Annotated in this window: 10 protein-coding genes, 2 tRNA genes and 1 riboswitch; of the genes, 1 reads left to right on the forward strand and 11 read right to left on the reverse strand. The window is 73.8% G+C overall.

Going from position 1 to position 13,130, the window contains the following annotated elements; genetic code table 11:
* The first annotated feature begins 36 nt into the window (after window positions 1-36).
* Entirely contained in the window at window positions 37-1,113 is a 1,077-nt protein-coding gene (locus ACWAT2_RS07005; protein ID WP_402372561.1) for a LacI family DNA-binding transcriptional regulator, read from the forward strand.
* A 2-nt stretch (window positions 1,114-1,115) separates the two neighbouring features.
* Here ACWAT2_RS07005 and ACWAT2_RS07010 read toward each other — a convergent pair whose 3' ends face one another.
* The 11 genes from ACWAT2_RS07010 to ACWAT2_RS07060 all read right to left on the reverse strand — a co-directional run bounded on the left by ACWAT2_RS07010 (window position 1,116) and on the right by ACWAT2_RS07060 (window position 13,002).
* Window positions 1,116-1,709 carry a GNAT family N-acetyltransferase gene (locus tag ACWAT2_RS07010; RefSeq protein ID WP_402372563.1) on the reverse strand — a complete coding sequence of 198 codons (594 nt, stop codon included), beginning with the start codon at window positions 1,707-1,709 and terminating at the stop codon, window positions 1,116-1,118.
* Complete coding sequence (locus ACWAT2_RS07015) at window positions 1,706-3,871, reverse strand: penicillin acylase family protein (protein ID WP_402372566.1); 2,166 nt, start codon at window positions 3,869-3,871, stop codon at window positions 1,706-1,708. The genes ACWAT2_RS07010 and ACWAT2_RS07015 overlap by 4 nt, the downstream gene beginning before the upstream one ends.
* Window positions 3,868-6,342 (reverse strand): GNAT family N-acetyltransferase, encoded by a 2,475-nt coding sequence (locus ACWAT2_RS07020; RefSeq protein WP_402372568.1) that lies wholly within the window; start codon window positions 6,340-6,342, stop codon window positions 3,868-3,870. Before ACWAT2_RS07020 ends, ACWAT2_RS07015 begins: the two co-directional genes overlap by 4 nt.
* Complete coding sequence (locus ACWAT2_RS07025; protein ID WP_402372570.1) at window positions 6,339-7,724, reverse strand: lysine N(6)-hydroxylase/L-ornithine N(5)-oxygenase family protein; 1,386 nt, start codon at window positions 7,722-7,724, stop codon at window positions 6,339-6,341. The genes ACWAT2_RS07020 and ACWAT2_RS07025 overlap by 4 nt, the downstream gene beginning before the upstream one ends.
* On the reverse strand, window positions 7,721-9,298 hold the full coding sequence (locus ACWAT2_RS07030; protein ID WP_402372572.1) for a pyridoxal phosphate-dependent decarboxylase family protein: 1,578 nt from the start codon (window positions 9,296-9,298) through the stop codon (window positions 7,721-7,723). The genes ACWAT2_RS07025 and ACWAT2_RS07030 overlap by 4 nt, the downstream gene beginning before the upstream one ends.
* 309 nt (window positions 9,299-9,607) lie before the next feature.
* Complete coding sequence (gene thiC, locus ACWAT2_RS07035; RefSeq protein WP_402372575.1) at window positions 9,608-11,395, reverse strand: phosphomethylpyrimidine synthase ThiC; 1,788 nt, start codon at window positions 11,393-11,395, stop codon at window positions 9,608-9,610.
* Window positions 11,392-11,497, reverse strand: a riboswitch (TPP riboswitch). (Overlaps the previous gene by 4 nt.)
* Window positions 11,498-11,584: 87 nt before the next feature.
* Entirely contained in the window at window positions 11,585-12,016 is a 432-nt protein-coding gene (locus ACWAT2_RS07040) for a MaoC family dehydratase (RefSeq protein WP_402372577.1), read from the reverse strand.
* Entirely contained in the window at window positions 12,016-12,492 is a 477-nt protein-coding gene (locus tag ACWAT2_RS07045) for an FAS1-like dehydratase domain-containing protein (protein ID WP_402372578.1), read from the reverse strand. Before ACWAT2_RS07045 ends, ACWAT2_RS07040 begins: the two co-directional genes overlap by 1 nt.
* Before the next feature lie 30 nt (window positions 12,493-12,522).
* Window positions 12,523-12,693, reverse strand: coding sequence for a 50S ribosomal protein L33 (rpmG, locus tag ACWAT2_RS07050; RefSeq protein ID WP_106267369.1), 171 nt, complete (start codon window positions 12,691-12,693; stop codon window positions 12,523-12,525).
* A gap of 94 nt (window positions 12,694-12,787) precedes the next feature.
* Window positions 12,788-12,864: transfer RNA gene (locus ACWAT2_RS07055), tRNA-Met, on the reverse strand.
* A 65-nt stretch (window positions 12,865-12,929) separates the two neighbouring features.
* A tRNA-Thr gene (locus ACWAT2_RS07060) sits at window positions 12,930-13,002 on the reverse strand.
* Window positions 13,003-13,130: the final 128 nt, after the last annotated feature.

Here is a 13,130-nt window from a genome sequence, read left to right on the forward strand (position 1 = left end):
AGGCTGGCGGCTCGCACCGACGGCAGAAGGAGCCGCATGGGCCGCACACCGGGCAGCCGCCCGACCCTCGCTCGGGTCGCCGAGCACGCCGGCGTCTCCGTCTCCACGGCCTCGCTCGCCTTCTCCGGGTCGGGGCCGATCACCGGCGAGACCCGCGACAAGGTGCTCGTCGCGGCCGCGGAGCTCGGGTACACCGGCCCCAACCCGCTCGGACGCCAGCTCCGCCGCGGGCGGTCCGGCATCATCGGTGTCGTCATCGGCGACTACCCCGGGCGCGCCTTCCGCGACCCGGTCGCCGTGCAGGTGCTGGACGGCCTCGTCGACGTGCTCGGCACCCAGGGCCTCGGCGTCCTGCTGATCCCCGGCGTCAGCCCCTCCGACGACGGCGTGGACCCCCTGCTCGAGACGGCGGCCATGGACGTCGCGGTGCTCGTCTGGGGCGTGCTGACGGACGACCCGATCCTCACCGCGCTGCAACGGCGCAACGTCCCCGTCGTCGTCGGCGAGGGCCGCGCGGTCGACGGCGCGCCGCTGGTCGCCCTCGACGACCGCGTCGGGATGGCCGAGGCCGCCCGCCACCTCCTCGACCTCGGGCACACTCGCGTCGCGGAGATCGCGCTGCCCTTCGGCCACGGCGAACGCTCCGGCCCGGTCGACGCCGAGCGGCTGACGAGGGTGGACCGGACGCCCACCGCGAACCGCCTCGCCGGCGTGCGGGACGCCGTCGACCCCGTGCTCACCTGGGAGACGCCCGCGTCGCTGGTCGAGCACGGGCGCGACGCCGCGACGGAGATCCTGTCCACCTGGGTCCCGGCGTGGGAACGTCCGACGGCGATCGTGGCCCACTCGGACCTGCTGGCGGCGGGGGCCGTCATCGCCGCCCGCGAGCTCGGACTGTCCGTGCCCGAGGACGTCTCGATCGCCGGCTTCGACGGCATCGCCCTGCCCTGGCTGTCGCCCGACGTGCTCACGAGCGTGCACCAGCCGCTGCGGGAGAAGGGCGCCGCGCTGGGCCACGCCGTCATCGGCCTGCTCGCGGGCGAGGAACCGACCACCGTGACGCTGCCGGTGGGGCTGGCGACGGGGACGACGACGGGGCCCGCGCCGCAGTAGTACTACCTCGGCGAGCGCGGCACTACCTCGGCGAGCGCGCGCTCTCGGGTCAGGAACGCCAGCATCGCGTCCTTCGGGCCGTGCGGGGACTCGAAGCGCACCGCACCGGCGAGCTCGAACCCCATCGCCGCCGTCCGCGCGATCGCCGCACGGTGGCGCACGTCGGGCTCCACCACGATCCGCTCGACGTCGGGCCGCGAGAACGCGAACCCGACCAGCGTCGGCCCGAGCACCTCCCAGGCCACCGCCTCGCTGCCGCGGAAGAAGTGGGCACCGACGTCGCCGGGCCGGACGTCGTACGCCGCCGCGACCGGGTCGTCCTCGGGATGGTAGAGCTGCGCGAGCGCCACCGGGACCTCACCGTCGCGCACCAGGTAGGCGTGGTGCGTGGGCAGCGAGCCCACGAACTCGTACGTCTCGCGCAGCTCCTCGCGCGTCAGCCGCCCCAGGCCGAAGAACCCGGCGTGCGGCCGTGTCACCCAGTCGTGCAGCACCTCGACGTCGGCGGCCGGGTCGAGCATCGTCACGCGCAGCCCCGACGTCCCCGCGCACCAGACCTCCTCGCCGGGCGCCCCGTCGTGCAGCCGTGCCGTCATGGCGTCTCCCAGGTCTCGGGGCGCAGCCGCGCCCAGTCCGTCTCGATCTCGTGCGTGCCCGCCGCCGCCCACTCGGGGTGCTGGTCCGCGAGGTGCGGCGACCTCGGGTCGCCGCTCGCCCCGAACGGCACGCCCCACCGGCTGCGCCGACGGTCCGCGAGGTCCCATACCCAGCGCGCCACGGAACCTCGCCAGGACACGGTCGAGACGCCCGGCACGGAGCCGGTGCAGCACACGGTGTCGGCGGCCCCGCCGACGGGTGCCCGCAGCGCGTCCGGGACCTGCGGGACGGCGACCGGGTCGAGCCCCGTCACCTCGGCCAGGGTGTGCAGCGGCACGACCGGGTGCAGCTCTCCCCAGGTCGCCGGGACGCTCGGCACAGCCTCGGCCGGGACAGGTCCACCGGTCCGCCCGGTCACCTCCGCCAGCGCGGCCCCGGCCACGGCGGCCGGGTCCAGCGGCGGGTCCCACGTCACGCCCGCACGCAGGAGCGGCTCCAGGGCGCCCGCCACCCGCGCGGTCACGTCGCACCAGGGATCGAACAACGCCGGCAGCCCGGTCGGCGCGTGGACCGGAGCCAGCGCGGGGTGCGCGGCCACCCGACGGGCCAGCGCGTCCCGCCAGCGCACGAACGACGCCGCGTCCCGCGAGCCGGCCTCCATCCGTGCGCCGGCCCCCGCCCAGTCGCGCAGGCGTGCCGCGGCCGGGCCGACGCCGGGCCCCCGCACCCCGTCGAGCAGACCGACCAGGGCCGCCGCACCGCCGTCGGACACGTCGCCGAAGACCCGCGACTGGCCGTCGGGCCGCTCGCCGTCGTCCGGAGCCGTGGCGAGCAGCGCAGCGATCCGCCCGGCACGGTGCGGGGCGTACGTGTGCCCGAGGCCGGGCACGCGACCAGCGGGGACCGGGCGGTCGTTCGCGTCGACGGCGAGGTCGCGCACCTCGACGGGGGCCGGCATCGACCGCCACGGCGGAGCCGACCAGCCGGGGCCGACGGCGTGCGGAAGGACGCGCTCGGCCGGCGAGCGGTCCGGGGCCCGGCCCGCGGTGAGGCTGAGCACCGTGCCGCCCGTGTCGGCCGTGAGCACACGGTTGACCGGGTCGACCCAGCCGGCGAACGCTGCCGCCACGTCGCGGGCGCTCCGCGCACGCAGCAGTCGACGCCACGACGCGACGCCGAGGTCCGCCTCGGTGCGGGCGGGCCAGCGCAGGCTGTGCCGGTCGGTGACCAGCGGCCCGCGCGGCGTCTCGGTCCAGGCGACCTCGACGTCCTCGGCGCCACGCACCGGGACGATCTCGCGACCGGACACGCCGTCTCCCGCGGAGCCGTGCAACGTGTCCGCCGTCTCCGTGAACAGCTCGACGTGATGGGCCATCGCGTTGGTGATGCCCCACGCCACCGAGCGGGACGGACCGTCCGGCGCGCCGCCGTCGGGCACCGTCGCCTGCCCGAAGTGCTGGATACCGGGGACGCCCGGGAACGCCAGCCCCACCACGTCGTACTCGTCGCAGGCGAGGCGGACCTGCTGGTACACACCCGGCAGCTCGAGCAGCCGGTGCGGGTCGCCGGCCAGCAGCGGGATGCCGCTCGCCGTCCGTCCGCCCGCGAGCGCCCAGGCGTTGGAGCCGGCCGACGCGCCGGACCCGTCGCCGTCCGCCTCGCCCAGGAGCACGTGGTCCGGGCCGAGCGTCTGGGCAACGTGCTCGCGCCACAGCAGGTGCGGCCAGCCGCTGAACAGGACGTGGTTGGTCAGGAACACCCCGATCGGCATCCAGTCCGGCCAGGGGGTGTGCGGCGGCAGCTCCCCCGGGACGGCACCGGCCAGCACGTCGAGCTCGGGCACGTCGCGGCCGCCCTCGGCCAGGCCGGCGTTCACGCCCGCCGTGTAGGCCGCGAGCCAGGCCCGCTCCGGGGCCGCGAGCGCGGCGTGGACCCGCCGGGCGGTGTCGACGAGCCGGACCCGCACGGCGAACCGGTCCCATGCCAGACCGCCGGGTCCGATCCGCGCGGCCAGGCGGCCCTCGGCGCGCCAGCGGTCGGACTCCAGCTGCCAGCCCCGGTCGCGCGCCGTCACGTACCCCTGCCCGTAGGCGAGGTCCGGCTCCGTGCCGGCCCGCACGTGCGGCACGCCCCAGGCATCACGGAAGGTCTCGAACCTCATCCGCGCGCCACCGGGTTCGCCAGCGTGCCGGCATAGATCAGCGAGCTCGACTGGTCGGCCAGGTCCACCATCTGCAGCGTGTTGCGCAGCTGCAGCCGGTTCAGGCACGAGTGCGCGAACCGGTCGGCCCGCAGGTCCACCCCGGACTCGAGGTCCGGGTGCTCGGCGTGGTGCCGGTCGATGCACTCGCCCACGAGCGCCCAGAAACGGTCCTCGGCGAGCACGCCGTCGACCGCGAGGATGCCCGCGAGATGGCGCAGCACGCCGTCGAACACGTCGGTGAAGATGGCGAGCGCCTTCTCGGCGTCGTCCACGGGCGTGACGATCCGGGCGACGTCGCCGGGCATCGCGGACGAGAGGCGGTCGGAGAGCACGGCGACCTCCTCGCCGATGTCCTTCATGAACGCACCCCGCACGACGCCGTCGCGCAGCACGAGCACGAGGTTCTCCCCGTGCGGCATGAACGCCAGGTCGTGGGCGCGCAGGCAGTGCACCAGCGGGTACAGGTAGGCGTCCAGGTAGGCGCGGACCCAGGCCTCGGCGCCGATGCCGGACGCCCGGACCAGCGCGGTGGCCAGCGCCGACCCGGCCGCGTCCCGGTGCAGCAGGCTCGCCATCGTGGCCAGCCGCTCGCCCGGAGCGGTCCGGGGCAGCGGCGACTCGCGCCACAGCGCGGCGAGCATCTTGCGGTGGGCGTTCGGCTGCGGCGTGCGGTGGTAGACGTCGCCGGTGTACCCGATCGCCGCCAGCTCGCGCAGGACGCCGAACCCGGCGCCCGCGAGCGTCGCGTCCTGCGCCACCAGCCCGGCGACCCAGTCGTTGATCGCCGGCGTCGCCCGCATGTAGCCCGGGCTCAGGCCCCGCAGGAACCCCATGTTCTGGATCGCGAGCGCCACCTTGACGTAGTGGCGCTCCGGCCGGGTGCGGTTGAACATCGTGCGGATGGACTGCTGCGGCGTGTACTCGTCGGCGCCCGGCCCGAGCGGCACGAGGTCGCCGCGCGCCACGTCGGCGGCGAAGGTGATCGGCAGCCGGTGCTGCGCCTGCCACGGGTGCACGGGCAGGTAGAGGTACTCGGCCGGGTCCAGCCCGCGGGCGGTGAGGCGGTCCTCGAAGGCAGTGCGCTCGGCGCCGGAGAGCTCCGCGCCGTACAGCGCGTCCTCGCGCTGGCCCGCTCCGAGCGCCAGGTGCGTGTGCTCACGGCGCGCGGCGACCCACTGCAGCCGCAGCCGGCCGCCCCGCTCGGGCGCGTAGGCCGCGTAGTCCTCCAGGGAGAAGCCGATGCGCCCGTTGTTCGCGAGGAAGCCCGGATGGCCCTCGCTCATCGCGCCCTCGACGGCCTGGTAGGCCTCCGCGGCCCGACGGTTCTCGGCCGCGGCGTCGGCGGCCGGCAGCGTGAGATCCGCGACGAGGCGCGCGACGTCCGGCGTGGCACCGGTCAGCTCCCGGTCCCGCTTGGCGATCGCCGCGGCGAGCGTGCTCGACAGCTCCTCCAGGTACGTGGCGAGCAGCGCGTCCGGGACCCGCAGCAGCGGCTGCAGCCCGGCGATCAGGTCGAGCACGTCCACCGGCAGCACGGACCCGTCCGGGGCGGTCCGGGTGATCGATGCGGGGTCCACCACCCAGTGCTCGAGCGCGAACGTGCGGGCCGCGAACGCGTAGCTCGCGTCCTCGAGGTCGAGCCGGTACGCACCGGTGCCGCCACGGCCGTCCCGGCCGTCCAGGGCCGGGGTGAACAACCGCTCGTGCGCGAGCTCCGCGAGCGCCTTGGCGGCCAGGTGCCGGTGGGCGACGTCGGCGAGGTCGCTGCGCAGGTGCCCGGCGAACGTGACGCCGTCCCCGAGCGGGGACGCCGCGAAGTCGGCCCGCGTGCACACGCTCAGCGCGGCTGTCTTCGTGTGGCCGGCGTCGCTGACCCGCACCTCGCGCAGCACCCGGAAGCCTGCGGCGGCGTTCTTCGCGGCGATCTTCGCGTTGGTGACGTCGGGCTCGACGACGACGCGCGCTCCTCCGCGCCCGCCCACGGCCACGTCCGCGAGGCAGAAGCGCACGACGGCGCCCATCACGGCGTCCGTCAGGCCCGGCCGTCGGCGGGCCGGGTCGTCCGGCGGCGGCGCGACCAGCAGGTGCATGCCGACGTCGCCCGGCTCCGCGGCGTGCACCTGGGTGAGCAGCACGCGGGCCGGGTCGTACGTCTCGGTGTACACGACCGGCTCATCGTCGAGCCGGCCGATCCAGCCGTCCTGCGCGTCGTCGGCGGCGACCGCGGCCAGGTAGCCACGCACCCCGTCCACGTCCAGGTCGGCCATCGCCCACGCCGACGACGCCGGGTGGGCCAGCCACGCCTGCACCGTCGCGGCGTCACGGACCGGCGACACGGCGGTGAACGTCAGCTCCCCGAGCCGCGTCGCGGCCGAGAACACCGTGCGGTCCGCCGCGGGCACGACGGCGGTGGCAGTCGTCGCGCTCATCGGGTCGCCTCCGCCGCCGGTGCCGACGACGCGGCCGGGGTGCCGCCGTCGGGCAACCCGCCGGGCAGACCGAACTGCTGGAAGGCGATGCGCCGCTCCACCGGGTACGGCTCGCGACCCGTGACCTTCGCGAGGACCACCGAGTTGCGCCACGGACCGAACCCGAGGTCCGGCGCGGTGACACCGTGCGTGTGCTCCTCGCCGTTGAGGGTGTGGATGCGCCCGTCGGTGCTCACCGCGTAGTCGCGCGTGACGTCGAAGCGGCCGCGGTCGTCCAGCAGGAGCCGGTCGCGGACCGGCTCGAGGAGCTCCGGCACGCCCGCGCCGTAGCCGGTGGCGGCGACGACCGCCCGGGTCCGGTGCTCCACGGTGCGGCCGAGCTGCGCGTGCCGCAACGTCAGCACGTGCTCCAGACCGCCGTCGTCGGCGGGCTCCGTGCGCGCGGCGACGACCTCCGTGTCGCTGAGCAGCGTGGTGGGGACCTCCCGCCCCAGCGCGGTGCGGCGGTAGAGCGTGTCGTAGATGTCGTCGATCAGGTCGCCGCTGATCCCCTTGTAGAGGTTGCGCTGCTCGCGGCCGACCAGGTCGCGCAGCTCCGGCGCGAGCCCGTGGAAGTGGTCCGTGTACTCCGGCGAGGTCATCTCGAGGGTCAGCTTGGTGTACTCCATGGGGAAGAACCGCGGCGAACGCGTCACCCAGTCCAGCCGGAAGGCGCCCGCGTCCTCCAGCAGGTCGCGGTACACCTCCGCGGCGGACTGCCCCGACCCCACGACCGTCACCGCGCCGCTGGCCCGCAGAGCGTCGCGGTGCGGCAGGTAGTCGGCCGTGTGGATCACCGGTCCGGCACCCGGCGTGCGCCCGGCGGACTCCGCCAGACCGGCCAGCGGAGGCGGCAGCCGGGGCGTCGTGCCCACGCCGAGCACCACGTGGCGGGCCTGGTACCGCTCCCGGCGGATGCCGCCGTCGTCCCCGGCGACCTCCGCCGTCACCACGTACTCGTCCGCGCTCGCGTCGTGCTCCACGGCGACGACGCGGCGGCCCCAGCGCAACGAGTCGAGCCGCGCGGCCACCCAGCGGCAGTACTGGTCGTACTCGGCACGGAGCGGGTAGAACGACTCGCGGACGTAGAACGGGTACAGCCGCCCCGTCGCCTTGAGGAACGCCAGGAACGAGAACGGCGAGGTGGGGTCCGCCATCGTGACCAGGTCCGCGAGGAAGGGCACCTGGATGGTCGCGCCCTCGAGCATCATGCCGGGATGCCAGCGGAACTCGTCCGCCTGGTCCAGGAACACCGCGTCGACGTCCGCCAACGGGTCGGCGAGCGCGGCGAGCCCCAGGTTGAACGGGCCGATGCCGATGCCGACCACGTCGTAGGTGCTCATCGTGCCGCCTCCGTGGTGTCGTAGCGGTCCAGGTGCGGGTGCACGTCCCGGCACGGGGGCACGTGGTCGTCGGCGAGCGCCTGACCGGCGAGGATGCCGTGCGCCGCGCCGCGCACCAGTCCCAGCACGTGGCGGACGTCGTCGAGCGTGACCTCCGGGTTGAGCAGGGTGAGCTTGAGGCAGGGACGCCCCTCCACGACCGTCCTGGCCACGCTCGCACGCCCCGAGTCGAACAGCACCCGCCGCACCCGCGCCACCAGGGCGTCCGCCTGGGCGTCCGTGACCCCGGCGGGCTGGTAGCGGAACAACACCGTGGACAGGTCGGTGCGCCCCACCAGGTGGAGCTCCGGGTCGTCCCTCAGGTCCGCGTGCACCGCGGCAGCCAGGTCGCAGACGGCGTCGACCATCTCGCCGATCCCGTCGGCACCCACCGCCCGCAGCGTCGCCCACAGCTTGAGCGCGTCGAACCGGCGCGTGGTCTGCAGCGACCTGTCGACCTGGTTGATCTCGACGTCGGCCGCGCCCGCCTCCGGGACCGGGTTGAGGTAGTCGGCGTGCCAGGCGGTCCGCGCCAGGTCGGCCGGATCGCGCACCAGCACCGCGCTGGCGGACACCGGCTGGAAGAACGTCTTGTGGAAGTCGACCGTCACCGAGCGGGCGCGCTCGATGCCGTCGAGGCAGTGACGACGAGCCGCCGAGACGAGCAGACCGCCGCCGTAGGCCGCGTCGACGTGCAGCCACGCGTCGGTCGCGTCGCACAGGTCCGCGATCGTCGCGATCGGGTCGATGCAGCCACGGTCCGTGGTGCCCGCCGTGGCGACCACCGCCATGACGACGTCGCCGACCCGCGCCGTCGTCGCGAGCGCCTCCGCGAGCGCACCAGGGTCCATGCGGCCGTCGGCGTCCGCACCCACCGTGACCACCGCGTCGTCCGACAGCCCCAGGATCATGGCGGACTTCGCGACCGAGAAGTGGCTGCTGGAGGTCGTCAGGATGCGCAGCCGGTCCTGCAGCCCGTGCCGCGCGACACCCCGCAGGCGCGTGCTTTCCGGCCCGGTCAGCGCACTCTCCCGGGCAGCCAGGAGGGCGTGGAGGTTCGACTGCGTCCCCCCCGAGGTGAACACGCCGTCGCCGCCGGTGAAGCCGATGCGCTCGGTGGTCCACCCGACGAGCCGGCGCTCCATGAGCGTCGCCACGGTGGACTGGTCGTAGGTGTCCACCGAGGTGTTGATCGCGGCGAGCATCGCCTCGGCACCGACGGCCGGGATCGCCACGGGGCAGTTGAGGTGCGCCGCGTACGCAGGGTCGTGGAACCACACCGCGTGGGTGGCGTACAGGTCCGCGGTCTCACGCAAGGCGCTGTCGGTGCCGATGGGTGCGTCGAGGTCGACGCCCTCCACGAGGGCGGCCAGCTCGGTGCGGCTCGCGCCGCTCCAGGGCTGCTCGACGGCGGCGAGGCGGGCGGCGACGTCGTCGACGACCCGGCCGACCGAGCGGGCGTAGGAGCTCGCCGTGCTGCTGTTCAGGAGAGCGTCGGTGCAGGTCAGCGTCGCGTCGGGCGGAGTGGTGGGCACGTCCGGGGGCTCCTCGCCGAAGGGGATGAGTTGGTCAGGCTCGCCTAACTTAGTCTCACCTAAGTCCCAGGTCCAGACGAGCCACTATCTGAGACCGCGTGGGGCTGGCGGTGCCGCGGGGTGTCGGGTCCCGTGCACGGTCGCGTTCACGGGCGCAGGGCGCCCTCCACTTCGGGACTGACGACCGTGCACGGGACCCGACACCCCGCTTCGACGCTCCCGCCCGGCGCTACCTGACGCCGTCAGGCACTACCTCGGCCACCGGCCTGCTACCTCGACAGGCGGGCAACTACCTCGGGGAGAGCGGTACTACCTCGCCGGGTCGGGTACCACCTCGGCGGGGGTGGGCATCGTCGGGGTCGGCAGGTAGACCTCTCCCCCGGCGGCCCGGAACTCTGCGGACTTGGCCGCCATCCCCGCGGCCATCTCCGCCTCCGCCCCCGCGACCCGCTCACGCTGGGCCTCGGCGTCGCCGAACTCGTCGCGGATGTCCTGCGAGATGCGCATCGAGCAGAACTTCGGCCCGCACATCGAGCAGAAGTGCGCCGTCTTCGCCGCCTCGGCGGGCAACGTCTCGTCGTGGTACTCCTCGGCCAGCTCCGGGTCCAGCGAGAGGTTGAACTGGTCCCGCCAGCGGAACTCGAACCGCGCCTTGCTCAGCGCGTCGTCCCGCTCGGTGGCACCCGGGTGCCCCTTGGCGACGTCGGCCGCGTGCGCCGCGATCTTGTAGGTGACGACGCCGGTGCGCACGTCGTCGCGGTTCGGCAGGCCCAGGTGCTCCTTGGGCGTGACGTAGCAGAGCATCGCCGTGCCGTACCGGGCGATCTCCGTGGCGCCGATGGCCGAGGTGATGTGGTCGTAACCCGGTGCGATGTCCGTCACCAGCGGCCCCAGCGTGTAGAAGGGGGCGCCGTCGCAGAGCTCCTGCTGCCGTTCGACGTTCTCGCGCACCAGGTGCAGCGGGACGTGGCCCGGGCCCTCGACCATCACCTGGACGTCGTGCTCCCAGGCTCTCTTGGTCAGCTCGGCCAAGGTGTCGAGCTCGGCGAACTGGGCGGCGTCGTTGGCGTCCGCGATCGACCCGGGACGCAACCCGTCCCCGAGCGAGAACGCCACGTCGTACCGCGCGAAGATCTCGCAGAGCTCGTCGTAGTGCGTGTACAGGAAGTTCTCCTGGTGATGCGCCAGGCACCAGCCGGCCATGATCGACCCACCCCGCGACACGATGCCGGTCACCCGGTTCGCCGTCAGCGGGACGTACCGCAGCAGCACGCCGGCGTGGACCGTCATGTAGTCGACGCCCTGCTCGCACTGCTCGATGACCGTGTCGCGGTAGATCTCCCAGGTGAGGCGCGACGCGTCACCGTCGACCTTCTCGAGGGCCTGGTAGATCGGCACCGTGCCGATCGGGACCGGCGCGTTGCGCAGCAGCCACTCCCGGGTGGTGTGGATGTCGTCGCCGGTGGACAGGTCCATGACGGTGTCGGCACCCCACTTCGTGGCCCACTGCAGCTTCTCGACCTCCTCCGCGATCGTCGAGTGCACCGCGGAGTTGCCGATGTTGGCGTTGACCTTCACGGTGAACGCGCGCCCGATGATCATCGGCTCGGACTCGGGGTGGTTCACGTTGTTGGGGATGATCGCGCGGCCCGCCGCGACCTCCGAGCGCACCAGCTCGACGTCGACCCCTTCGCGGATCGCGACGAACCGCATCTCCGGGGTGATCTCCCCCCGGCGGGCGTAGTGCATCTGCGTGACCTTGCGCCCGGGCAGCGCGCGACGCGGCGTGCGCCGCTCGCCCTGCCACTCGGCGGACGCGGCTCCCCGCCGTCGGGCTCCCCGGCCGTCGTCGGCCAGGTCGCGCTCCCGCCCCGTGTACTCCTCGGTGTCGTCGCGCCCGGCGATCCATGCCGTGCGCAGGCCCGGGATCCCCTGCGTGGGATCGCCGCCCGGGCCGTCGGTGCGGTAGATCCGCACCGGTGGGTTGGCCGACCCGTCAGGGGCGTCGGCCAGGGTGATCTCGGTGACCGGGACGACGATCCCGGTCTCGATGTCGCGCTCGAAGGCGAGCGCGCGCGACGGTGCGTCGTGCGACATGTGGTACTCCATCTTCCTACGCCGGCATGACCCGGTCAGGTTCGACGGTCCGGGCCGCGTCAGCCCGATCTCAGCCCCTGCGTGAGGCTCCCGTGGGATCCCGGTCAACGTAGCACGCCCCCACGGCGAGGGCCGTGGGGGCGTGCGGAGCAGAGCAGAGCGGGGCCGATGAAGCCTGGCAGGGTGTCGTCAGGCGAGTCGCACGACGGCCTGGGCCCGACCGAGGACCTTGACGTCCTCGTGGGTGACGGTGAGATCGACCCGTGCCGTGCCGGCCTCGGGGTCGAGCGCACCGATCGTCGCGACGACGTCGACGACGGCGCTCCCGCGGGCGGGGACGGGCACCGGCTTGGTGAATCGTGTGCCGTACCGGACGACCGCACCCGGATCGCCGACCCAGTCGGTGACCACGCCGATGACGGAGCCCATCGTGCACATGCCGTGGGCGATCACCCCGGGGAGCCCGACGTCGGTCGCGAAGCCCTCGTCCCAGTGGATCGCGTTGAAGTCGCCGCTGGCGCCGGCGTAGCGGACCAGGGTGGCGCGGTCGAGCTCGAGGGTGCGGGTGGCGACGACGTCACCCACCGCCAGCTCGGCCAGCTCGGGGCGCTGCGTGGTCATCAGGAGTCCTCCCCGCGGACGACCAGGCTGGACGTGACCGTGGCGACGTGCTCGCCCGGAGCGGCGTCGTCGGCCCCGGTGGCGAAGATCTCGCACCGGGTGGTGACCATGGAGATGCTCGCCCGCTGCGTGACGGAGTCGACGTGCAGGACCGTCACCAGCTCGTCGCCGGCGACGATCGGGCGGTGGTGCTCGAACTTCTCGTCCGCGTGCACGACGCGTGCGAAGTCGATCCCGGCAGCAGGGTCCGCGACGTACTGCGACTCGGCGCGCTGGGCGACCACCACCGCGAAGGTGGGCGGCGCGACGAGGTCCGGATAGCCGAGACCCCGCGCCGCCACGGTGTCGTGGTGCGCGGGGTGCTGGGCGCCGACGGCGTCGGCGAACTCGCGGATCTTCTCGCGCCCTACCTGGTACGGCTCGGTGGCCGGGTACTCACGGCCTGCGAAGGCGGTGTCGGGCTGGGTGTTCGCCACGTCGGTGTGGAGTCTCGCGACGAGACCGCGTCAGCGGGTCTCGCGGTGAGCGGTGTGCTTGCCGCAACGCGGGCAGAACTTCGCCATCTCCAGGCGGTCCGGGTTGTTGCGACGGTTCTTCTTGGTGATGTAGTTCCGCTCCTTGCAGTCCACGCAGGCGAGCGTGATCTTCGGGCGGACGTCCGCGCTCTTGGAAGCCATGGTGTGTCACCTCTCGCGCCCCCGGAAGGCGCAACGTGCGTCAAGGATCTGGGTGGTTCGACGCCGGCCGTCGAACCGTGTGTTGCCGTGTGGTTGGTAGCGAGGGCGGGGCTCGAACCCGCGACCTCACGATTATGAGTCGTGCGCTCTGACCAGCTGAGCTACCCCGCCGCGCGTGACTCAGCGCGAGACCGTCCACCCGTTGTCTCGGGTGGCGGACCCGCGTCGTGTCACAGAGCCCCGAAAGGGAATCGAACCCTTGACCTTCTCCTTACCATGGAGATGCTCTACCGACTGAGCTATCGGGGCGCGGAGAGAACATTACACGGCGTGGGCGGTCCGGACGAAATCCGGCTTCCCCTGCCGCACCTGCACCCTCCCCGGGTGCCGGAACAACCTCACCGAGATGAGAACCGCTCCGTGCGGTGGCAGGTGAG

Source organism: Isoptericola sp. GX10416, from assembly GCF_056590155.1.